The organism is Geomonas propionica (assembly GCF_016458235.1).
Classification (GTDB): domain Bacteria; phylum Desulfobacterota; class Desulfuromonadia; order Geobacterales; family Geobacteraceae; genus Geomonas; species Geomonas propionica.
The window spans coordinates 178,347-199,292 of record NZ_JAEMHK010000005.1 but is presented as its reverse complement, the minus strand read 5'-3'; the positions used below and the strand labels follow the sequence as shown (position 1 = coordinate 199,292).

Annotated in this window: 21 protein-coding genes and 1 riboswitch; of the genes, 7 read left to right on the top strand and 14 right to left on the bottom strand. The window is 62.4% G+C overall.

Going from position 1 to position 20,946, the window contains the following annotated elements; all coding sequences use genetic code 11:
- Positions 1–188 precede the first annotated feature (188 nt).
- Positions 189–1,556 carry a sigma-54-dependent transcriptional regulator gene (locus JFN90_RS08875; protein WP_199394756.1) on the top strand — a complete coding sequence of 456 codons (1,368 nt, stop codon included), beginning with the start codon at positions 189–191 and terminating at the stop codon, positions 1,554–1,556.
- Positions 1,553–3,541, top strand: coding sequence for a cache domain-containing protein (locus JFN90_RS08870; RefSeq protein ID WP_199394755.1), 1,989 nt, complete (start codon positions 1,553–1,555; stop codon positions 3,539–3,541). Before JFN90_RS08875 ends, JFN90_RS08870 begins: the two co-directional genes overlap by 4 nt.
- Before the next feature lie 150 nt (positions 3,542–3,691).
- Here the strand turns inward: JFN90_RS08870 and JFN90_RS08865 are convergent, their stop codons facing one another.
- A complete protein-coding gene (locus tag JFN90_RS08865) occupies positions 3,692–4,120 on the bottom strand; it encodes an MOSC domain-containing protein (RefSeq protein ID WP_199394754.1) in 429 nt (142 codons plus the stop codon).
- Positions 4,121–4,136: 16 nt separating this feature from the next.
- Complete coding sequence (gene moaA / locus JFN90_RS08860) at positions 4,137–5,117, bottom strand: GTP 3',8-cyclase MoaA (RefSeq protein WP_199394753.1); 981 nt, start codon at positions 5,115–5,117, stop codon at positions 4,137–4,139.
- A 321-nt stretch (positions 5,118–5,438) separates the two neighbouring features.
- Positions 5,439–5,560, top strand: a riboswitch (molybdenum cofactor riboswitch).
- A 74-nt stretch (positions 5,561–5,634) separates the two neighbouring features.
- Here moaA and JFN90_RS08855 point away from each other — a divergent pair.
- The 4 genes from JFN90_RS08855 to pta all read left to right on the top strand — a co-directional run bounded on the left by JFN90_RS08855 (position 5,635) and on the right by pta (position 8,926).
- Complete coding sequence (locus JFN90_RS08855) at positions 5,635–6,846, top strand: molybdopterin molybdotransferase MoeA (protein ID WP_199394752.1); 1,212 nt, start codon at positions 5,635–5,637, stop codon at positions 6,844–6,846.
- A 1-nt stretch (position 6,847) separates the two neighbouring features.
- Positions 6,848–7,324 carry a cyclic pyranopterin monophosphate synthase MoaC gene (moaC, locus tag JFN90_RS08850; protein ID WP_199394751.1) on the top strand — a complete coding sequence of 159 codons (477 nt, stop codon included), beginning with the start codon at positions 6,848–6,850 and terminating at the stop codon, positions 7,322–7,324.
- 14 nt (positions 7,325–7,338) lie between these two features.
- Entirely contained in the window at positions 7,339–7,836 is a 498-nt protein-coding gene (mog, locus tag JFN90_RS08845; protein ID WP_199394750.1) for a molybdopterin adenylyltransferase, read from the top strand.
- Positions 7,837–7,924: 88 nt separating this feature from the next.
- Entirely contained in the window at positions 7,925–8,926 is a 1,002-nt protein-coding gene (gene pta / locus JFN90_RS08840) for a phosphate acetyltransferase (RefSeq protein WP_199394749.1), read from the top strand.
- An 89-nt stretch (positions 8,927–9,015) separates the two neighbouring features.
- Here pta and JFN90_RS08835 read toward each other — a convergent pair whose 3' ends face one another.
- Entirely contained in the window at positions 9,016–10,281 is a 1,266-nt protein-coding gene (locus tag JFN90_RS08835) for an acetate kinase (RefSeq protein ID WP_199394748.1), read from the bottom strand.
- 230 nt (positions 10,282–10,511) lie between these two features.
- Here JFN90_RS08835 and JFN90_RS08830 point away from each other — a divergent pair, with 230 nt between their 5' ends.
- Entirely contained in the window at positions 10,512–10,682 is a 171-nt protein-coding gene (locus JFN90_RS08830) for a DUF362 domain-containing protein (protein WP_199394747.1), read from the top strand.
- Positions 10,683–10,828: 146 nt separating this feature from the next.
- Here JFN90_RS08830 and gltX read toward each other — a convergent pair whose 3' ends face one another.
- The 11 genes from gltX to tsaD all read right to left on the bottom strand — a co-directional run bounded on the left by gltX (position 10,829) and on the right by tsaD (position 20,927).
- The gene (gltX, locus tag JFN90_RS08825; protein WP_199394746.1) at positions 10,829–12,235 is read right to left on the bottom strand and encodes a glutamate--tRNA ligase; all 1,407 of its coding nucleotides are present in this window, start codon (positions 12,233–12,235) and stop codon (positions 10,829–10,831) included.
- A gap of 77 nt (positions 12,236–12,312) precedes the next feature.
- A complete protein-coding gene (locus JFN90_RS08820) occupies positions 12,313–12,501 on the bottom strand; it encodes a DNA gyrase inhibitor YacG (RefSeq protein WP_199394745.1) in 189 nt (62 codons plus the stop codon).
- 80 nt (positions 12,502–12,581) lie between these two features.
- Positions 12,582–13,424 (bottom strand): response regulator, encoded by an 843-nt coding sequence (locus JFN90_RS08815; protein ID WP_199394744.1) that lies wholly within the window; start codon positions 13,422–13,424, stop codon positions 12,582–12,584.
- Positions 13,425–13,490: 66 nt separating this feature from the next.
- A complete protein-coding gene (locus JFN90_RS08810; RefSeq protein ID WP_199394743.1) occupies positions 13,491–14,279 on the bottom strand; it encodes an SPOR domain-containing protein in 789 nt (262 codons plus the stop codon).
- Between the two features lie 9 nt (positions 14,280–14,288).
- Positions 14,289–15,953 carry an arginine--tRNA ligase gene (gene argS, locus JFN90_RS08805; protein WP_199394742.1) on the bottom strand — a complete coding sequence of 555 codons (1,665 nt, stop codon included), beginning with the start codon at positions 15,951–15,953 and terminating at the stop codon, positions 14,289–14,291.
- Positions 15,950–16,120: a hypothetical protein gene (locus tag JFN90_RS08800; protein WP_199394741.1), complete on the bottom strand. Its 171-nt coding sequence runs from the start codon at positions 16,118–16,120 to the stop codon at positions 15,950–15,952. The genes argS and JFN90_RS08800 overlap by 4 nt, the downstream gene beginning before the upstream one ends.
- A gap of 17 nt (positions 16,121–16,137) precedes the next feature.
- Complete coding sequence (locus tag JFN90_RS08795) at positions 16,138–16,560, bottom strand: FtsB family cell division protein (protein ID WP_199394740.1); 423 nt, start codon at positions 16,558–16,560, stop codon at positions 16,138–16,140.
- 6 nt (positions 16,561–16,566) lie between these two features.
- On the bottom strand, positions 16,567–17,502 hold the full coding sequence (locus tag JFN90_RS08790) for a UDP-glucuronic acid decarboxylase family protein (RefSeq protein ID WP_199394739.1): 936 nt from the start codon (positions 17,500–17,502) through the stop codon (positions 16,567–16,569).
- 154 nt (positions 17,503–17,656) lie between these two features.
- Positions 17,657–19,009: a UDP-glucose dehydrogenase family protein gene (locus tag JFN90_RS08785; protein WP_199394738.1), complete on the bottom strand. Its 1,353-nt coding sequence runs from the start codon at positions 19,007–19,009 to the stop codon at positions 17,657–17,659.
- A gap of 59 nt (positions 19,010–19,068) precedes the next feature.
- Positions 19,069–19,899 (bottom strand): 16S rRNA (adenine(1518)-N(6)/adenine(1519)-N(6))-dimethyltransferase RsmA, encoded by an 831-nt coding sequence (rsmA, locus tag JFN90_RS08780; protein ID WP_215906738.1) that lies wholly within the window; start codon positions 19,897–19,899, stop codon positions 19,069–19,071.
- Entirely contained in the window at positions 19,899–20,927 is a 1,029-nt protein-coding gene (gene tsaD, locus JFN90_RS08775; protein WP_199394736.1) for a tRNA (adenosine(37)-N6)-threonylcarbamoyltransferase complex transferase subunit TsaD, read from the bottom strand. Before tsaD ends, rsmA begins: the two co-directional genes overlap by 1 nt.
- Between the last annotated feature and the right edge of the window lie 19 nt (positions 20,928–20,946).

Here is a 20,946-nt window from a genome sequence, read left to right as displayed (position 1 = left end):
TAAACGTTTACGGCAAAAATAGTTGTGTACCGTAAACCTTCGAAATGATAATGTTGTCTGCGCCAGTCGGGAATTTCGACAAGATTAACTTTAATTAACAAATGTGTCGTTTTGTCAAAATGTGTGACATTTTGTCCAAGACGGGACCTTCAGCAACGGCGCGGGAAAGAAGCGAGGAACGCCCCAAAATGACACAAGAAAGAATTCTGATCTGCGATGACGAGGAAGGTATCCTCATCTACCTGAAGAAGCTGTTGCAGACCCAGGGGTACTCGGTGGAGACCTTCAACGCCGGTTCGCAACTGTTGCGCCGGCTGCGCGAGGGGGACCCCGGCGACGCGGACCTGCTTTTGCAAGACGTCAGGATGCCCGACCTCGACGGCATCAGCGTGCTGCAGGAGGTGAAGCAGATCCGCCCCTCGCTCCCCATCATCATCATGACCGCATTCGGCACCATCGACGCCGCGGTGGAGGCCATCAAGCTTGGCGCCTACGACTACGTGACCAAACCTTTTCCCAAGGAAAAGATCCTGAGCGTCCTGAAGAACGCCCTGGAGAAGGAGCAGCTCCTGCAGGAAAACAGGGCGTTGAAATCCGAGCTGGGCAAGCCCATCCTGCAGGATGCCATCATCTTCAGAAGCGCGGTGTTCCAGGAGACCTACGATCTCACCCTGCAGGTGGCGGCCAGCGAGGCCAACATCCTGGTGCTGGGCGAGTCCGGCACCGGTAAGGAGCTGATCGCAGGCGCCATCCACTACAACAGCCCCCGGCGCGAGCGCCGCTTCCTCTCCATCAACTGCGCCGCCCTAACCGAAACCCTCCTGGAGAGCCAACTCTTCGGCCACGTGCGCGGTGCCTTCACCGGCGCCATCACGCACCAGAAGGGGCTTCTCGAGGAAGCCGACGGCGGCACCCTGTTCATGGACGAGATCGGCGACATGAGCCTCCCCATCCAGGCGAAACTCCTGCGCGTGATACAGGAGCGCGACTTCATTCCCGTGGGCGCCACCCGCAGCAAGAGCGCCGACATCCGCTTCGTCGCCGCCACCAACAAGGACCTCGAGGAGGAGGTGCGCTCCGGAAGGTTCCGCGAGGACCTTTACTACCGGCTGAACGTGATCAACATCCCCCTCCCCCCGCTGCGCGATAGAAGGGACGACATCGAGCCGCTGGCCCAGCACTTCCTGAAAAAATACAGCCTCAAGATGAAAAAAGAGGTGACCGGCGTCACGCCGGAGGCGCTGCAGATTCTGTGCGGCTACGACTGGCCCGGCAACATCCGGGAGCTGGAAAACGTCATGGAGCGCGCCGTCATCCTGGCCCGCACCCCGCTGGTTACCCCGAAAGAACTCCCTATCTGGCGCAGACAGCAAAAAGTCGCGGCGGCGCCCGCCGAGCCGCAACTGGTTTCCCTGGAGAACATGGAGAAGGCGCACATCGAGCGCACCCTGCTCGGCACCGGCTACCACAAAAGCCGCTCCGCCGAGATCCTGGGCATCTCCAGGAAGACGCTGGATCGTAAGATAGCGGAATACGAGATCACCATCCCCTCATGAACATCCCCAGGCTCCGTTTTCCCATCAAGACCAAGCTCACCGTCGCGACCCTGATCCCGCTGGCGATCGCCATCCTGATCTGCTGGATGGCCGGTGTCTTCATCCTGAGCGCCAAGGTGGCCGCCCAGGCGCAGGAAAAGGTGCGCTACGACCTTTCCGTGGCGCGCGAGGCGTACCTGAACGAGTTGACCCGCCTCTACGACGCGGTGAAACTCTCCGCATCCTTCGGCAGAACCTCGGAGACCGTCGCGGCCGCGGACCAGCGCGCCCTGGCGGCCACCCTCTCGCCGGTACGCAAGAGTGAGCACCTCGACATCCTGGCGGCGGTGGACGCCTCCGGCAAGGTGATCTTCCGCGCCAATAACCCGAAGCAGTTCGGCGACGAGAAGCTGCGCAACCAGTTTGTGGCGCGCGCGCTCAAAGGGGAGTTGGTAAGCGGCACCACCATCATTCCGACCACCGAGCTCTCCTTGGAGGGGGAGGACTTGGTGCGCCAGGCGCACGTCCAGGTGGCCGGTATCAAGTCCGACCCGACCCCGCCCGCCCCGCTCAACGGCGCCATGTTCCTCTTCGTTGCCGCGCCGGTTAGGGACCCCGTCGGCAACGTGGTGGGTGCCCTCTACGGCGGCGTGCTGTTGAACAACAACAAGAAGCTGGTGGACAAGATCAAGACCGTGGTCTACGAAGGGGCCAAGTCAAACGGCCGCGACGTGGGCAACTCCACCATCTTCCAAGGGGACGTGAGGATCGCCACCAACGTCCCCAACACCGACGGCAGCCGCGCCATCGGCACCAAGCTCTCGGCGCCGGTGTACGACCGCGTCCTGTTGAAGGGGGCCAAGTGGGTGGGACGGGCCTTCGTTGTCAACGACTGGCACCTGACTGCCTACGAGCCGATCCTGTCGCTGCAGGGGGTCCCAATCGGGGCGCTCTACGTGGGGATGCTGGAGAGCCACTACTCGGCGGTGAAGACCGACATGGCCGTCCTCTTGAGCTTCGTGCTCCTTTTGAGCGGGCTCACCGGGGTCTCGATGTCGGGCTTTCTGGGACGTAAGCTGGCGCAACCGATCAAGGAACTGGAGCTTCTGACGCGGCGGGTGGCGGCGGGCGAGCGGGACGTGAAGAGCACCATCGATTCGCGCGACGAGATCGGCGACCTGGCCGGGCGTTTCAACGACATGAGCCAGTCGCTTGCCGAGCGCGAGGACAGCATCATCGAGCTGAACCGGAACCTGGAGCAGAAGGTGCAGTTGAGGACCGCAGAGTTGGAGGAGAAGAACCGGCTCCTGGTGCAGACGCGCGAGGAACTGTTGCGGGTCGAGAAGCTGGCGGCCATCGGCGAACTGGCGGCGGGTGTGGCCCACGAGATCAACAACCCGATGGCGATCATCCGCGGCAACACCGAGCTTTTGCAACTCTCGGTCCCGGAGGACGCGCCCAACCGGGAGGAAGTGGATACCATCTTTCAGCAGGTGAAGCGGGTGGAGCGGATCGTGTCCAACCTGTTGAAGTTCGCCCGACGCGAGCAGATGGAGCGCGGCGAGGTGCACCTAAACGAGCTGTTGCACGAGATCGTTGGGCAGATCGGGCACCAGGTTTCCCTGGAGAAGATCGAGGTGTTCGAGTTCTACGCGGAGGAAGTCGCCGTCGTCGAAGGGGACCAGGACCAGCTACGGCAGGTGTTCACCAACCTGATCCTGAACGCGGTGCAGGCGATGCCCGAGGGGGGCGTGCTCGACATCAGGAGCGCGCCGGTGGGGAGCGGGGACAATTACGAGGTGAAGGTTTCCGACACCGGGGTCGGTATCGCGCTGGAGAACCTGAGGCAGGTGTTCAACCCCTTTTACACCACCAAGGCCAACGGCACCGGACTGGGGTTGTCGGTGAGTTACGGCATCATCAGGGAGCACGGCGGCTGCATCGACGTGGAGAGCATACCCGGTCGCGGGAGCAGTTTCACCGTGCTCCTCCCCTGCGAGCACTGAGTCCCCTCCCCCACACAAAAAAACGGCCGCGAGCGCCAAGCGCTACGCGGCCGTTTCAGTTTTAGATCTGTTGCAGGTCCACAGCGTCCACCAGGTCTACTGGGTCCATGTCCCCACCAAAAGCGCACACGCCCCCGGCAGTCGGCCCAACTACACGACGACCTTGTCCCCCGGCCGCACCACCCCGCCCCTGAGCACCCGGGCGAAGATCCCTTCCTTGGGCATGACGCAGTCGCCGGCCTGGTAGTAGATGGCGCAGCGGGTATGGCATTCCTTGCCGATCTGGGTCACTTCGAGGAGGGTCTCGCCCAACTCGATCTTGGCCCCGATGGGGAGGCTCACCAGGTCCACCCCTTCAGTGGTGATGTTCTCGGCGAAATCCCCTTCTTTCACATCCAGCCCGAGCGCCTGCATCTTGGCAATGCTCTCTTGGGCCAACAGGCTCACCTGGCGGTGCCAGTCGCCGGCATGGCCGTCGCCGACGATGCCGTGCTCCTCGCGCAGAGTGACCTCGGGTACCGGGGTCTTCCTCTCCCCTTTGTTCTTGCTGATATTGACGGCGATTATCTTTCCGATCATGCCTTCTCCTTCTGCCTTACCCGCCTACGCGGGACATGGCGAATGGTTTGGTTTCAACACCTTCGTCGGTGACCTCGTGCCGCCCCGGTTTGGCCGCCACGATACGCCGGATTTCCTTGCCTAACAGTTCGTCGTCACCGGTCGCCAAGACCGGTTTCAGGTCCACGCCCGCGCCGGAGAACAAGCATCCCTTGGCCACCCCGGAGGCGGTCACCCGCAGGCGATTGCAGCCGTCGCAGAAGTGCCCGGTCATGGCGGTAATGATGCCCAGCGACCCAGGAGCACCCTGGATTTGAAAGTTCTTGGACGGACCGGAGCGCTCGCTGTTGGTGCTCTCCTCGATGGTGTACACGCGGGCGATGCGCTCCCTGATCTCGGCACCCGGTACCGTGAGATCGCGCCAGTCCGCGTCGCCGCTGGTGGGCATGTACTCGATGAAACGCACCGCGTAGGGACGCTTCAGGGTCAGAGCTGCGAAATCGAGGATCTCGTCATCGTTCACCCCGCGCATCACCACCACGTTGATTTTGTGCGGCGGAAAACCGACCCGCTCCGCTTCGTCGAGTCCGTCTAAAACACGCTGCAGCTCTCCGCCGCGGGTGATGGCGGCAAAGGTTTCGGGTTTCAACGAGTCGAGGCTCACGTTGAGCCTCTGCACTCCGGCCTCCTTGAGCCCCTGTGCCATCTCCTTGAGCAGCAGGCCGTTGGTGGTCAGCACCAGCTCCTTCAAGCCCGGCAGTGCGGCCAGGCGCGCCAGGAACTCGACGATCCCTTTGCGCACCAGCGGCTCCCCCCCGGTGACGCGGATCTTCTCTATCCCGGCGGCGACCGCTTCGGCGGAGATCCGGAGCAGATCCTCGTAGGAGAGCATCTCGCAGTGGCTCAGCTTCTCGACGCCCTCTTCCGGCATGCAGTAGCTGCAGCGCATGTTGCAGCGGTCGGTAACCGAGAGGCGCAGGTAGTTGATGCGCCTGCCGTAGGTATCAATCAATGACATAATATTTCCTGATTACAGGTGGTTGAACCGCCAAACGTCGAGCGGCAGGTGCCCCCGGCTCACGTTCTTTGCTGTGGGTTAAAAGGGCACGCTAAAAACCATACCTTGTTTGTCAAAGGGAAATCAACCACTTTAATGAGCCAGTCACGAAACCAGCCACAGAGAATCGAAGAAAGTATACAGCAACCTGTCGTAACGGGTTCACCAGTGAAACCAACGGCATCACGCGGCGTTGCGATACCACCAGGGCAGCGGCGGCGGCCACCCTTAAGCTAAAATAATTGTTTATTTCCCGGCAAATATGCTATGCCTTTGGGAAAATATGCAGAACATCTCCGAGCGGCGGCCGTCTAAAGGGAAACTCCCCAGGGCACCGCGGCCGATGGGTGCTGCCGGAAACGGCACCGCCTCCCTCTTGGAAAGGAGAAGCACCGACGCACGAGCGCACGGGCCCCTCTTCCTTCAGGGAGTCGGGCCCTTTTTCGTTATTGCCATTACCAAGAACAAAGAGGAAGAGATGACGAACTACGAGCAAGCCAGACGCATGGTCATCGACAAGGTCGCGCCCGCCGGCGTGGAAAGGGTGCTGTTGCTGGAAGCGCCCGGACGGGTGCTGGCCGAGGACTACGTGGCGCCCAAGGACATGCCGCGCTGGAACAACTCCGCCATGGACGGCTTCGCCGTCAGAAGCGCCGACTGCGCGCCGGGCACCGTGCTCAAGGTCACCGACTACATCCCCGCCGGTGTTAGCTCCGATGACGCGGTGACGCCTGGGTGCGCCGCGCGGATCATGACCGGCGCACCCATCCCCCCCGGCGCCGATGCGGTCGTCCCCATCGAGGAGACCGAGAACACGGCGGAGACCGTGAAGCTGCTGCAACAGGTGAAAAAGCACGACCATATCCGTTTCCAGGGCGAGGACGTACGCGGCGGCGAGGTGATCATGACCAGGGGAACGCTGATCGGTGCACCCCAGGTGAGCCTGCTGGCCTCATTCTCGTCGGTCCTGGTGCCGGTTTACCGCAGGGTTCGGGTCGCCATCCTCTCCACCGGCGACGAACTGGTCGAGATCGGCACCGAGCCCAAGGAAAGCCAGATCGTCAACAGCAACACCCTGGCCCTTGCCACCGCCGTCAAGCTCTGCGGCGCCGAGCCGGTTATCCTCGGCATCGCCCGCGACGACAGGGACAGCCACCGGGCGCTTCTCTCCGAGGGGCTGAAGGCCGACGTCCTGATCACCTCGGCCGGGGTCTCCGCCGGCGACCGCGACCTGGTGCGCGAAATCCTGGCGGAGCTCGGCGTGGTGGAACAGTTCTGGAAGCCCGGCATCAAGCCCGGCGGCCCCACAGCCTTCGGCATGAAAGGCAACGTCCCGGTCTTCTCCCTTCCCGGCAACCCGGTTTCCACCATGATCACCTTCGAGGAGTTCGCCCGCCCGGCGATACTGCGCATGATGGGGCACGAGAAGGTGTTCCGGCGCACCGTGCGCGGGGTCCTCAAGGAAGGGGCACGCAAGAAAGTGGGCAAGGTGAACTTCCTGCGCGTTCACGTCTCCATCGAGGGGGGGCGCTTTGTCGCCAGCACCTCGGGCGACCAGAACACAGGCATACTGAAGACCATGCTGCGCTGCAACGCCCTTGCCATCCTGCCGGCCGAGGCGACCGAGTTCGCCGCCGGCGCGGAAGTAGATCTGCACCTGCTCGATCCCACCTTGGAAATGGAGGTTTAATATGTCGTTCAACCACTTCGACGCCAGCGGCAACGCCATCATGGTCGATGTAAGCCAGAAGACCCCCACCATGCGCACCGCCATAGCCGGCGCCATACTGACCCTGAAGCCGGAAACGGTACATTCCATAGTTGCCGGCAAAATGGCCAAGGGGGACGTTCTCGGCGTGGCGCGGCTCTCCGGCATCGCCGGCGCCAAGAAGACCCCCGATCTGATCCCCCTCTCCCACCCGCTCGCCATCCACCACGTGGCCATCGAGTTCGCAGTGGACGAGGCGAAGGGGACCATCGGCGTCATGGCAACCGTGCGCGCTTTCGAGCGCACCGGCGTGGAGATGGAAGCCATGACGGCCGCCACCGTGGCCGCGCTCACCGTGTACGACATGTGCAAGGGGACCGACAAGGGCATCGTCATCTCCGACGTGAAGCTGCACTACAAGGAAGGCGGCAAGAGCGGCGTCTTCAAGCGCGAAGACTAAAGGAGAAACACCACATGCGAGCAGCCATTCTCACCCTCAGCGACCGCTGTTCCACCGGAGAGCGTGCCGACGGCAGCGGCCCGGCGCTTCGGGCCTGGCTCGAGGAGCGCGGCGTCACCGTCGCCTGCACCGACGTCATCCCCGACGAAGGGGCCCTCATCTCGGCCAAGCTCGTGGAATGGGCCGACAGCGGACTCTACGACCTCATCCTCACCACCGGCGGCACCGGCGTCTCCCCGCGTGACGTCACCCCTGAGGCCACCGAGCGCGTCGTGGAGCGCCTGCTCCCCGGCTTCGGCGAGGTGATGCGCATGGAAAGCCTCAAGAAGACCCCGCACGCCATCATCTCCCGGGCGGTCGCCGGCATCCGCAAGAACGCACTCATCATCAACCTCCCCGGGAGCCCGAAGGGCGCCACCGAGAACATCGGCTTCGTCTGGGCTGCCGTGCCGCACGCGGTAGCCAAACTCCAGGGAGACCCCGAGGAGTGCGGCACGCCGCTCCCCCGCTGACCGCCAAGGCGGCTTTTTTATTGACCGATCCTGCCTGCTGGGTTATATAACTAACGCGGTTTTATAATTCAATTACGGAGGAACGCTCATGCCGTTGATTAAGCAGATTCACGAGAAGGCGAAATCGAAACTCAAGACGGTGGTATTGCCGGAGAGCTACGACGAGAGGATGCTCTTCGCCTCCCAGCAGATCGTGGAACAAGGTTTGGCCAAAATCGTGCTTCTGGGCAAGCCGGACGCGATCCAGGCTGCGGCCGCCGCCAAGGGAATCAACCTGGCCGGCGTGGAACTGGTAGACCCCGCCACTTCGCCCAAGCTCGACGCTTACGTCGCGAAGCTCGTGGAACTGAGGAAGTCCAAGGGGCTCACCCCGCAGCAGGCCAAGGAGATGCTGACCGCGCAGGACAACCTCTACTTCGCGGGAATGATGGTACGCGAGGGTGACGCCGACGGCGAGGTGGCCGGCGCCACCGGCACCACCGGCGACGTGCTGCGCGCCGCCTTCCAGACCGTCGGTCCCGCACCCGGCATCAAGACCGTTTCCTCCTTCTTCCTGATGGCGACGCAAACCCCGAACTTCGGCGAGAACGGCGTCATCCTCTTCGCCGACTGCGCGGTAAACCCCAACCCGGACGCGCAGGCCCTGGCCGAAATCGCCGTCGCCACGGCGCGCAACTGCAAGTCCTTCCTCGACGTCCCGGCCCGCGTCGCCATGCTCTCCTTCTCCACCAAGGGAAGCGCGAGCCATACCGATGCGGACAAGGTGCTGAAGGCGCTGGAAATCGCCAAGGGTATGGATCCCGAGCTCTCCATCGACGGCGAACTGCAGGCGGACGCAGCCCTGATTCCCGCGGTCGGCGCCAAAAAGGCACCGGACAGCGGCGTGGCCGGCAAGGCCAATGTGCTCGTGTTCCCGACCCTCGATGCCGGCAACATCGCCTATAAGCTGGTCGAGCGTCTGGCCGGCGCCAAGGCCATCGGCCCGGTGATCCAGGGTCTCGCCAAGCCGGTCAACGACCTCTCCCGCGGCTGCTCGGTGCAGGACATCGTCGACGTCACCGCCATCACCGCCGTGCAGGCACAGGGCTAGGCGGCGACTGGTACTACGCAGTTTTAAAAACAAGAAAGGCCGACGGGGTTGCCCCGCCGGCCTTTTTGCTATCTTACCCTCGCCTTGCCTCACTTCCTGACAAAATCGGGCCTGGAGAAGCTGTAGGTGAAGTTCATATGGTCGGTGTAGCTGCCATCCAGGATGGCGGCCACGTCCTCGGTGAACACGAGTTCCTCGTCGGTGGGGATGACGTACACCTTGACCGGGCTGTCGTCGGTGGTGATCAGCGTCTCGCGCTTCCTGGTCATGGCCGAGGCGTTGCGTTCCTTGTCGAGGATGATGCCCAGGTGCTCGAGCCCGGCGATGGCGCGCTCACGGATCGGCGCCCCCATCTCCCCTACCCCGGCGGTGAAGACGACCGCATCCAGCCTCCCCACCACGGCCATGTAGGTGCCGATGTACTTCTTGAGACGGTACGCCTCGATGTCCAGCGCCAGCGAGCAGAGACGGTCGCCGCCGTTAGCGTTCTCGATGACGTCGCGGCGGTCGGTGAAGCGCCCCGTGATGCCGATGACGCCGCTCTTCTTGTTCAGGATGGAGTCGATCTCCTTGGCGGAAAGGTTCTCCTTCTGCATCATGAAAGCGGGGATGGCCGGGTCGATGTCGCCGCAGCGGGTACCCATCATGGCGCCTTCCAGCGGGGTAAGCCCCATGCTGGTGTCGACCGAGACCCCGTTTTTGATGGCACAGTGGGAGACGCCGTTGCCGATGTGCATGGTGATGACGTTGCACTGGTTGGCGGGCTTGCCCAGGATGGCGGCGATGCGCTTGGAGACGTAGAGGTGCGAGGTGCCATGGAAGCCGTAGCGGCGCACACCGTACTTTTCGTACCACTCGTAGGGAAGCGGGTACAGGTAGGCATGCTCCGGCATGGTCTGATGAAACGCGGTGTCAAAAATGGCGATCTGGGGAACGCCGGGAAGAACTGCCATGGCGCCTTCGATGCCGGCGATGTTGGGCGGGTTGTGCAATGGCGCCAGGTGCTGCACCTCGGTGACCGCCGCCAGCACCTCGTCGTCGATGAGCACGGACTTGGTGAATTTCTCGCCGCCGTGCACGACACGGTGACCGACCGCAGCTATCTGCTTGATGTCTTTAAGGACGCCGTGGTTCGGGGAGGTCAGGGTTCTCAGGATCAGGTCAACTGCGGTCTTGTGATCCGGGCAGTCGGAGTCTTCCCGGTAGGTCTCGCGCCCCGGTACTTCATGGAGGATGAAAGAGTCGCCGATAACCACGCGCTCAACCATACCCTTCGCGACAACCACTTTTTTATCCCAGTCAAACAACTGGTATTTTACAGAAGAACTTCCGCAGTTAAGTGCCAGAATATCCATCGATTAGCGTCCCCCGTGACTGAAGTTTGCCCAGTGAAGCAAGGCATATCCTCATTGAGCAAATAACACGTAAATAAAACCTTTTTTTATATATACCGTAGAGTGGCTCACAGTTCAAGATTTTTCTCCCGATTAGGAGTTTATTGTCTACAGCTTTATAGTGGACTTTTGGCGAGCGCTGTGCTAGTTTTCGGGGCAACTTTTAACTCCAGGTAGAGGAGGTGAATACTTTGGCACATAACATCAGCGACGAATGCATCAACTGCGGCGCCTGCGACGATTCCTGCCCGGTCAACGCTATCAGCGAGGCTGGCAGCAAGAGGACCATCGCTGCGGATACCTGCATCGACTGCGGCGCTTGCGTCGACACCTGCCCGGTGTCCGCAATCTCCCCGGCCTAATCAGTAACCGCACGAAAAGAATCATGTAATGCCATGGCCTGCAGCCGGCTCGTCCGCTGCAGGCCTCATTTTTTGCAGCCAAGCAATGAAAAAGGAGGGCGCCCCCGGGCGCCCTCCTTTTCTTTTTCAATCTGCACTTACTGCAGCTACTTGGCCAGGGTGGCGATGGCGCGCTCGATGCGCTTCCTGGTCTGTTCCAGGCCGAGTACCTCGATCATCTCGTAGATACCCGGTGACGCGGTGGTCCCGGAGAGAGCGAGACGCACGGCCGGTCCGACCTGCCCGAGCTTGATTCCCTTCTCAGCCATGAGATCCTTGAAGGCCTGCTCGATGTGCGCCTGGTCCAGCGCAGGCAACGCAGCCAGCTTCTCGACCAGCGCGGTAAGGAGCGCCGGGGTGTCGGCGTTGTACGCCTTCGCCACCCCCTGCTCGTCGTAGGAGAGCTCGTCGCGATAGTAGAACAACGCCCCATCGGCAAGTTCCAGCATGGTCTTGGCCCGCTCCTGCAGGGTCTTGATCACGGCAACCAAGTCCGGTCCCCCCTGGGAAGGATCGACGCCGCGCTCCTTCAAGAAAGGGAGCAGGAGGTCGGCCAGGCGCACCGGGTCGCCGGTCTTGATGTAGTGGGCGTTCAACCACAGGAGCTTGTCCGGGTTGAAGACGCCGGCGGAGCGCCCGACGTTCTCGATGGAGAATTTCTCGATCAGGTCCTGCAGCGAGAAGATCTCCTCGTCGCCGCAGCTCCACCCCAGGCGCACCAGGTAGTTGACCATCGCCTCGGGGAGGAAGCCCATGTCACGGTAGGCCATGACCGAGGTGGCGCCGTGACGCTTGGAGAGGCGGGCCTTGTCGGCGCCAAGAATCATGGGGACGTGGGCGAAGACCGGCACCGGCGCACCGAGCGCCTGGTAGATCAGGATCTGGCGCGGAGTGTTGTTGACGTGGTCGTCGCCGCGGATCACGGTAGTCATCTTCATGGTAACGTCGTCGATGACGACGACGAAGTTGTAGGTCGGGGTGCCGTCGGTGCGCTGGATGATCAGGTCGTCCAGTTCATCGTTCTCGAAGGAGATCTTCCCCTTGATCAGGTCGTTCCAGGTGGTGGCCCCTTCCTTGGGGGTCTTGAAACGGATCACGTAGGGGCGGCCGTCATCCTCCTGGGGCGGCAGGTCGCGGCAGGTGCCGTCGTACTTCGGCTTGCCCCCTTCCGCGAGCGCCTTCTCGCGCTTCGCCTCAAGCTCCTCGACGCTGCAGTAGCACTTGTACGCCTTACCTTCGGCGACCAACTTATCGATGTACTCCTTGTACACCGGGAAGTAGTCGGACTGGAAGAAGGGCCCCTCGTCCCAGTCCAGCCCCAGCCACTTCATTCCTTCGAAGATGGCGTCGACCGATTCCTGGGTGGATCGGGTCACGTCGGTATCCTCGATCCTGAGCACGAAGGTGCCGTGCTGCTTCCTGGCCAAAAGCCAGTTGAAAAGCGCCGTGCGCGCCCCTCCAACGTGAAGGTAGCCGGTCGGACTCGGGGCGAAACGGAGACGTACTTCTGACATGAAAGGCTCCTTTGCTGCTTTGATCATTGCATGCTGCAATAAAATGATGTGTCTTAAGAGTTGGGCGAAGCGATCAGCTACTCGTCGTCCTCATTGTTGTCGTCGTGCTGCGGTGCCTTTTCGCCTGGGATCCGGTATCCTTCGCTGGCCCATGTGCCGAGGTCGATCATCTTGCATCTCTCCGAGCAGAAGGGTCGGTACGGGTTACCGGCCAAAGGGGCTTCCTTGCGGCAGTGCGGGCACTTAACGGTCTGTATGGCGCACATGTGGCTTCCTCAAATAAATACCTCCAGCGCCCGACGGGGCTGGAGGGTGCGTGGTCCTGGTCAGTTTGCGGTGCGACCGCTTAATTGAGCTGGTACTTGCGCTCCCTGAACTGCAGCGCCCTCTTGACCCTGGTGATCAGGGTTTCCTCCCGCACCGGCTTTTCGATGAAATCGAAGAACCCCTTCTCGAAGGCCTTCACCTCGTCCTCCGGTTGCAGCGAACTGGTGATCAGTATCACCGGTGTCGCGTTGAAATCCGGCACGCTGCGCAAGGCGTCGAAAAGCCCGAAACCGTCCAACTTAGGCATCATCAGGTCGGTAAGCACCACGTGCGGCTTCTCGGTCAGGACGGCCTTATAGGCCTCCAATCCGTCCGCGGCATGGATGACCCGGAACCCCTCCCGCCCGAGGAAGTCGCCGAACATTGTTGCGATCAGCTTGTCGTCCTCGACCACCAGCACCGTGTGTGCGGCCGCGCTGGAGACCTCCTTCTGCAGATAGTTCTTGCAGATGGCGGCGTAGATCTCCTTCCTGGTGGCGATGAAGGGAGTGATAGTCAGCCCGAGGTTGGCCGAGATGTTGCGCACGATCCGGGTTTCGGTAGGATCGGCCATGGCGAGTGCCAGTCTTTTCTCGTCCAGCTTGAGCGGGAAAATGTGGTTCTGCATGGCAACGTCGACCGAGATGGTCCTCAGCAGTTGCGGTGAGAAGCTGTAGCCGGCAAAGTTGCTGGCGACACGGCAGCCGTACTGTGTGGCCAGAGCCTGGGCCAGTTCCTCGCCGGTGACCAGCTCCAGGTCCTCCAGCACTGTGCCGAAGCGCTTGCCGAACTTCTTGGACACCGTCAGCATGCGCTCGACGGTTTTCTCGGAAAGTAACCCGTTCTCGACGAATATTTCGCCCAGTTTTTTGCGTTTTTCCATTGCGAACTCCCCATCCCGGGATGAACTGCAGCTCGGGGAGAAAAAAAACCACCTGGGGCGGAAAAGCTATTCCGCGACCACCGTCGCCCCGCTCCCCACCTTTGCGGCCAACTGCTGCGCCTCTGGCCTGGAGAGGTGCCGCCCTACCCTGATCCGGTACCAGACGCCCTTGTCCTGCAGCTTCGATTCCACGAGGTAGGCGGCTACCCCCTTGGCGACCAACTTGGTCCGCACCGCGTCGGCCTCCTTCTTGTCTTTGTAGGAAGCCACCTGCACCAGGTAACGCGCCTCGCCACCTTGTTTCTCGGCGGCGGTCTTGTCTGCTGCGGCGTCCGCCCCCTTGTCGCCTGCTTTCTCCACTTTGGCCTCGGGGGCCTTGGCGGGGGCGGCGGCGGGCGGCTTGGCCGGCGACGGCACCACTGCAGGCGCTGCTGTGGCACCCGGTGCCGGAGCTGCCGTCTTGGACTGCACCTCGGGAAGCTTGGTGTTCATGCCGCTCCCCATGGCCCCCTTGCCACCCGAGGGAAGGGTCTTGTAAAAGGTGAGCGGAACCTCGGGGGCGGGCTGGCCCGGCTGGCCGGGCTGAGCGGGCGTCGCAGCCTGCGGGGCGGGTGCGGCCTGGGCCTTGGGCTGGGCGGCGGCCTGCGCCGCGGCGAGGGCCTTCGGATCGATCTTCCCCTTGAAGAGAAACCATCCGGTCAGCACTCCGGCGCCGTACCCCAAGGCGAGCAGCAACAGCCCAACCACGGCAAAGGTGCCGATCGGCTCGCGGCGCGGGCGGTTCTTCTGCACGGGTTTGGGGCGCTCGGCGCTCTCCCGGACCGCCTTAATTTTCTCGCTGTAGTCAAGCCGCATGCGCTCCTCCTACATCCTCTCCGGAGCCGATATCCCGAGCACGGTCAGCGCGTTCTTCAGCGTAACCGCCACGCAGTGCAGGAGGAACAGGCGGGCCTGGGTAAGCTCGGGCTCCTCCGGCGTGATCACCCTGCTCTTGTTGTAGAAGCTGTGGAACTCGCCGGCCAACTCCTGCAGATAGTAGGTAATCCGGTGCGGCTCGAAGTTCACCGCGGCCCCTTCCAGGATTTCCGGGTAGAGGGAGAGCTTCTTGATGAGGCTCATGTCGTCGGCGCTCTCCAGAAGTTCCAGGCGCACGTTCTGGAAATTCGGCTCCACGCCGCGCTCCCGGGCGGTTTCGAAGATGCTCCTGATCCTGGCGTGGGCGTACTGCACGTAGTAGACCGGGTTGTCGTTACTCTGGCGTTTGGCAAGCTCCAGGTCGAAGTCGAGCTGGCTGTCGGAGCGGCGCATCAGGAAGAAGAAGCGGGCGGAGTCGCGGCCGACCTCGTCCACGACTTCCTTCAGGGTCACGAACTCACCGCTCCTGGTGGACATGGCCACCGGCTGGCCGGCGCGCAGAAGCGAGACCAGCTGCACCAGGATGATGCCGAGGTCGTCCGCTTGGCGCCCCAGCCCCTGCACCACGCTCTTCAGCCTGGGCACGTAACCGTGGTGGTCGGCGCCCCAGACGTCGATGACCCAGTCGAAGCCGCGGGCGTACTTGTCGCGGTGATAGGCAATGTCGGAGGCGAAGTAGGTGGTGACGCCGTTACTTCTCACCACGACGCGATCCTTGTCGTCGCCGAAGGCCGTGGTCTTGAACCAGAGCGCGCCTTCCTGCTCGTAGATGTGCCCCTTCTCCTGCATCTCGGCGATGGCCGAGGTGACCTTGCCGTCGTCGAAGAGGGACTGCTCGGAGAACCAGTTGTCGAAGCGGATGCCGAAGTCCTGCAGGTCGTCGTCGATCCCCTTCAGGATCAGGTCGCCGCCCATTTTGGCGAAGAAGGCAACCCCTTCTTCCTGGGGAGCCTTGAGGAAGCGGTCGCCGTGCTTGGTGATGGCGTCGCGCGCGATGTCCTTGATGTAGTCGCCCTGGTAGCAGTTCTCCGGGAAATCTATCTTCTCGCCCAAGAGTTCCTTGTAGCGCAACAGGCCGGAAAGCCCGAGGGTGTTCATCTGGTTGCCGGCGTCGTTGATGTAATACTCGCGCTGCACGTCGAAGCCGGCGGCGGAGAGGAGCGAAGCGACGGCATCACCGGTGGCGGCACCGCGGCCGTGGCCTATGTGCAGCGGCCCGGTGGGGTTGGCGCTGACGAATTCGACCTGCACCTTCTTGCCGGCGCCGACCGTGCTCTTGCCGTACTGGTCGCCGGCGCGGTCGATCACCGTGAGGATCTCCCTCCAGGCGGCGTCTTTAACGAAGAAATTGATGAAACCGGGGCCGGCGATCTCGACGGACTGGATCAGATCCGACGCCTCGGCGAGCTTCTTGACCAAGGCCTCGGCGACGGCGCGAGGCGCCTTGCGCTCCTGCTTCGCCATCTGCATGGCGACGTTGGTGGCGAAATCTCCGTGCTCGGCGTGCGCCGGCTTCTCAACGTTGATGGCCGGGACCACACCAGAGGTGAGCGTGCCGTCGGCGAAACACCCCTCGATTCCCTTCAGGATGCATGCGCGCAGCTGCTCCTTCATATCTTCTCCTCCCTTTCCTTATCCTTTTCCGCGTCGGGCACGGGTTTTATGGTCACGTCGCGTGTGAAGTCCGGGCAGTGGGCGCCGCCGTCGGGCACGCAGAATTTCTTGGAACAGTGTTCGCGCCAGGCGCAGACCACGCAATGTTGCTTTCCAGCCTGAGTCATACTTTTTCCCTCATACGTTACTTACCGGAACGCGCCGCGGGTCGCACCGGTTGGGCAGGGCGTGCCGCCGCTGGCGCAGTCGCTCCTCCCTGGGTTGTGGGGGCGGCGGTCCCAGCACCTTGCGCCCCAGCTTCCGCCTCGGTGTTGGCCGCAGCGGGCTTCCCGGCGCCGGGCGTGAACTGGTAGATCACCTCATTGCCGCGCACCAGGCCGAAGTCGCGGCGGGCGATGCTCTCCAGGTAGCGCCGGTCCGACTGCAGGGCGGCAATCTCCCGCTTCAATTGGTCGTTTTCCTCTTTCAGCTCGTTCAGCCGTTTCTGCGTCTCGTCCAGATCGCGGTGCAGATGGTTGATGCGCAGCAGCCCCCGGTCACCGAAGACGGTGAAGCAGAGAATGAAGATGATGACCGCTGCCGGTACTAGAAAGAATCGTTTCTGCATGCGTTCCTATGCCGAGGTGAGGACGGAGCGGAAATAGTCGATGGTTTGCCTGAGCCCGTCGTCCACGCTCACCTTTGGCTCCCAGCCGAGCATCTGCTTGGCGAGCGTGATATCGGGCTGCCTCTGTTTGGGGTCATCCGCAGGCAGGGGGCGGTAGACGATGCGCGAGGTGGACCCGGTGAGGTCGATGATCTTCTTGGCGAATTCCAGGATCGTGGTCTCGGCCGGATTGCCTAGGTTGACCGGGCCGGTAAAGCCCGGAGTCTCCATCATGCGCATCATCCCTTCCACGAGGTCGGAGACGAAGCAGAAAGAACGGGTCTGTTCCCCTTCGCCGTAGACGGTGATGTCCTCTCCCTTGAGGGCCTGCAGGATGAAGTTGGAGACCACGCGGCCGTCGTTCTCCGCCATCTTGGGGCCGTAGGTATTGAAGATCCTGATGATTCTGACGTCCACGTGGTTCTGACGATGGTAGTCCATCATCAGGGTCTCGGCGACGCGTTTCCCCTCGTCGTAGCAGCTTCTCAGCCCCAGGGTGTTGACGTTGCCCCAGTACGCCTCCGTCTGCGGGTGCACCTGCGGGTCCCCGTACACCTCCGAGGTCGAGGCCTGCAGGATCCTGGCCCTCACCCTCTTGGCGATCCCCAGCATGTTGATGGCGCCCATCACGCTGGTCTTGGTGGTCTTGACCGGGTTGTACTGGTAGTGGATCGGCGAAGCGGGACAGGCCAGGTTGTAGATCCGGTCCACCTCGAGGAGGATGGGCTCGGTGACGTCGTGGCGGATCAGCTCGAAGCCGCGGTGGTCCAGCATGTGTGCGATATTGCGTTTGCTACCCGTGAAGAAGTTGTCGAGGCAGATGACGTCGTGCCCCTCCTTCAACAGCCTCTCGCAAAGATGTGAGCCGATGAAACCGGCGCCGCCGGTGACCAAAATGCGCATTGAAACCTCGGAAGGTAAAAACCGTTCTACGTTCTATGTTCTACGTTCTATGTTAACTGCCACCGCCAGGCCCACCGAGGTCGCCCCCACTGCAATGCCCACGGTTTAAGAAACGTAGAACCTAGAACATATAACGTAGAACAGCAGTTAGTCGTTATTCCATCTCGCAGACTGCAGCGCCGTTTCTACCGATCGGGTGGTACTCGTAGCCGATCTCGCGCATGCGCCCGGGCTGGTACAGGTTCCTGCCGTCGAAGATGAGCGGGTTGACCAGGAGCGTCTTGATCCGGTCGAAATCGGGGTTGCGGTACTCGTTCCACTCGGTGATTATGACCAGGGCGTCGGCACCCTTGAGCGGCTCGTAAGGGTTCATGTGGTAACCGATCCGCTCGCCGAAATGCTTCTTCGCCTCGTTGAGAGCCTCGGGATCGTGGGCCCGCACCGTCGCGCCCAGCTCAAGGAGCCGGTTAATGATGGTGAGCGAGGGAGCCTCCCTCATGTCGTCGGTGCGGGGCTTGAAGGAAAGACCCCACACGGCGATGCTCTTGCCGGCCAGCGGCTTGTCCCCACCCTCCCCCAGGCGGCGCTCCAGCTTGTCGGAGAGGATGCGCTTTTGCCGCTCGTTCGCAGCCTCCACCGCCTTCAGCAGTATAAAGTCGTAGCTGCACTCGTCGGCAGTCCTAACGAGCGCCTTGACGTCCTTCGGGAAGCAGGAGCCGCCGTAGCCGACGCCAGGGAAGAGGAAGTCATAGCCGATGCGGGAATCGGAACCGATCCCCTCGCGCACGGCCATCACGTCGGCACCCATCACCTCGCAGAGGTTGGCGATCTGGTTCATGAAGGTGATGCGGGTCGCCAGCATGGCGTTGGCCGCGTACTTGGTCATCTCGGCGCTTCTGATGTCCATGACCAGCAAGCGGTTGGACTTGCGCATGAAGGCGGAGTACAGCTCTTTCATTATTTCCGCGGTCCGCACGTTGTCGGTGCCGATCACGACGCGGTCGGGTTTCATGAAGTCGTCGATCGCCGCCCCTTCCTTGAGGAACTCGGGGTTGGAGACCACGTCGAACTCGATGTGCACGCCGCGTGCATCGAGCTCTTCCTTCACCGCTGTGCGCACCTTGTCCGCAGTCCCCACGGGGACGGTGGATTTGTCCACGATGATCTTGAAGCTTTCCATGGCGCAGCCGATGTTGCGGGCCACGGAGAGGACGTACTGCAGGTCGGCGGAGCCGTCCGCGCCCGGCGGGGTACCAACGGCGATGAAGCAGACCAGGGATTCCTTGACGGCCGCGTCCAGGTCGGTGGTGAACTTGAGGCGTCCCTCCTCGCCGTTTTTGAGCACCATTTCCTTCAATCCTGGCTCGTAGATGGGAATCACGCCGCGCTTGAGACCTTCGATCTTGGCCTCGTCGACGTCCACGCAGATGACGTCATTACCGCTCTCGGCGAAGCAGGTGCCGGCAACGAGGCCGACGTATCCAGAACCGATCACGCATACTTTCATGAGGCGCACTCCTCCGATGATAAAAAATTAGCGTTCTTATATAGCATACTCATGTGTGTTTATGCCAGAGTTTTCCCGGAGCACAAGTCCCTGGATAGCGCCGCGAACTCTTCCAGCGCCAGGGTTTCCCCGCGCCGCAGTCCATCGATGCCGCAGCGAGAGAGCGCGGCGGAAAGCGAGCCGTCTCCGTCATCGAAGCCGGAGGAGCGCAGCGAATTCAAGAGTGTCTTCCTGCGCTGGTTGAAGGCCCCCTTCACCAGGCGCCGAAACAGTTCCTCGTCCCCCACTTCGGCCCGCGGCGCGGCAAGCGGTGTAAAGCTGAGCACGGCGGAGTCGACCTTGGGGACGGGGCGGAAGGAGCCGGGCTTGACGATGAACTCACGGCGGATGTCGAAGTGCAGCCTGAGCAGCACGGTGAGGGCGCCGTACTCCTTACAGGCGGGAGGGGCGGTCAAGCGGTCCCCCACCTCTTTCTGCAGCATGAGTACCAGGGATTCGAAGAGGTCGCAGTGCTCCATGAACTTGAAGAGCACCTGGGAGGAGATGTTGTAGGGGAGGTTGGCCGCCACCTTCCACTTCCGCCCGGGAGCGCGCGTAGTGAGGATCTGGTGCAGGTCCACCCTGAGGATATCGCCGTGGCCGATCTCGACGCGGTCGTTGCCTGCGAACTCGGCGTGCAGGACCGGGATCAGCTCGCGGTCCCACTCGACCGCAACGAAGCGCGCGCCCGAGGCCACCAGGAGCCGGGACAGCGCACCCCGCCCAGGCCCCACCTCGAGAATGCAGTCGTCGCTGGTAGGCGCCACGCAGGAAACGATGCGGTTCAGCACGTTGTCATCCACCAGGAAGTTCTGGCCGAACTCCTTTTTGGCCTTGATCTTTTTCTCCATCACTTCCCTCCCTGGAAACGTGCCGCAAGCTTATCCAGCGGCCAGACCGGGAGCGCATCCAGGTCGAAACCGCTTCGGTACCCGGCCTCAAGATAGAAGTCGCCGGGAACCGCGATCATGGCCGCGTTGTCGGCGCAGAGTTTCGGCGACGGGATGGAGAGTTCCACACCGTTCGCCTCGGCGTACTGGGCCATGGAGCGGCGCAGGCCGCTGTTGCAGGCGACCCCACCAGCCACCACCAGCCGCTTGATACCGGTCTCGGCGACTGCCGCCGCCGTCTTCTTGGTGAGCACCTCGCAGACCGCGGCCTGGAAGGAGGCAGCGAGATCGTTGATGCCCGCCCCTTTCGCCTCCGGGTGCTTGCCCACGTGGGTGAGCACCGCCGTCTTAAGCCCCGAAAAGCTGAAGTTGAAGGTGCCGTCGTGCAAGAGCGGGCGCGGGAACTTGATGGCCTGCGGATCGCCGCTAGTGGCGAGACGGTCGATGGCCACGCCCCCGGGGTAAGGTAGACCGATCAGCTTGGCCACCTTGTCGAAGGCCTCGCCGGCGGCGTCGTCGACGGTCTGCCCGAGCGTCTTATAACGGCCGATGCCGTCGACCCGGTACAAGTGCGAGTGCCCCCCGGAGACCGCCAGGGCGATAAAGGGGAACTCCACCGGCCGCTCCAGGAAAACGGCCAGGAGGTGCCCCTCGATGTGGTTCACCCCGACCAGCGGGATGTTTCTGCCAAAGGAGAGCCCCTTGGCGGCGGAGACCCCGACCAGAAGCGCACCGGCCAAGCCCGGGCCCTGGGTTACGGCCACGCCCTCGATGTCGGTGATCCCCAACCCTGCTTCCTGGAGCGCCTGTTCCACCACGATGGAGACCGCCTCCAGGTGCTGCCGCGAGGCGATCTCGGGCACCACCCCGCCGTACTCGGCATGGGTGCTGATCTGGCTTGCCACGATGCTGGAGAGGACGGTCCTGCCGTCTTTCACCACCGCCGCCGCGGTTTCGTCACATGAAGATTCCAGCGCAAGTAAAAGCATAAAAAAATAGAGAGGGCAC

Coding starts and splice junctions, on each gene's coding strand:
- JFN90_RS08875 (WP_199394756.1), top strand. CDS start 189: ATGACACAAGAAAGAATTCTGATCTGCGATGACGAGGAAGGTATCCTC.
- JFN90_RS08870 (WP_199394755.1), top strand. CDS start 1,553: ATGAACATCCCCAGGCTCCGTTTTCCCATCAAGACCAAGCTCACCGTC.
- JFN90_RS08865 (WP_199394754.1), bottom strand. CDS start 4,120: ATGATCGGAAAGATAATCGCCGTCAATATCAGCAAGAACAAAGGGGAG.
- moaA (WP_199394753.1), bottom strand. CDS start 5,117: ATGTCATTGATTGATACCTACGGCAGGCGCATCAACTACCTGCGCCTC.
- JFN90_RS08855 (WP_199394752.1), top strand. CDS start 5,635: ATGACGAACTACGAGCAAGCCAGACGCATGGTCATCGACAAGGTCGCG.
- moaC (WP_199394751.1), top strand. CDS start 6,848: ATGTCGTTCAACCACTTCGACGCCAGCGGCAACGCCATCATGGTCGAT.
- mog (WP_199394750.1), top strand. CDS start 7,339: ATGCGAGCAGCCATTCTCACCCTCAGCGACCGCTGTTCCACCGGAGAG.
- pta (WP_199394749.1), top strand. CDS start 7,925: ATGCCGTTGATTAAGCAGATTCACGAGAAGGCGAAATCGAAACTCAAG.
- JFN90_RS08835 (WP_199394748.1), bottom strand. CDS start 10,281: ATGGATATTCTGGCACTTAACTGCGGAAGTTCTTCTGTAAAATACCAG.
- gltX (WP_199394746.1), bottom strand. CDS start 12,235: ATGTCAGAAGTACGTCTCCGTTTCGCCCCGAGTCCGACCGGCTACCTT.
- JFN90_RS08820 (WP_199394745.1), bottom strand. CDS start 12,501: ATGTGCGCCATACAGACCGTTAAGTGCCCGCACTGCCGCAAGGAAGCC.
- JFN90_RS08815 (WP_199394744.1), bottom strand. CDS start 13,424: ATGGAAAAACGCAAAAAACTGGGCGAAATATTCGTCGAGAACGGGTTA.
- JFN90_RS08810 (WP_199394743.1), bottom strand. CDS start 14,279: ATGCGGCTTGACTACAGCGAGAAAATTAAGGCGGTCCGGGAGAGCGCC.
- argS (WP_199394742.1), bottom strand. CDS start 15,953: ATGAAGGAGCAGCTGCGCGCATGCATCCTGAAGGGAATCGAGGGGTGT.
- JFN90_RS08800 (WP_199394741.1), bottom strand. CDS start 16,120: ATGACTCAGGCTGGAAAGCAACATTGCGTGGTCTGCGCCTGGCGCGAA.
- JFN90_RS08795 (WP_199394740.1), bottom strand. CDS start 16,560: ATGCAGAAACGATTCTTTCTAGTACCGGCAGCGGTCATCATCTTCATT.
- JFN90_RS08790 (WP_199394739.1), bottom strand. CDS start 17,502: ATGCGCATTTTGGTCACCGGCGGCGCCGGTTTCATCGGCTCACATCTT.
- JFN90_RS08785 (WP_199394738.1), bottom strand. CDS start 19,009: ATGAAAGTATGCGTGATCGGTTCTGGATACGTCGGCCTCGTTGCCGGC.
- rsmA (WP_215906738.1), bottom strand. CDS start 19,899: ATGGAGAAAAAGATCAAGGCCAAAAAGGAGTTCGGCCAGAACTTCCTG.
- tsaD (WP_199394736.1), bottom strand. CDS start 20,927: ATGCTTTTACTTGCGCTGGAATCTTCATGTGACGAAACCGCGGCGGCG.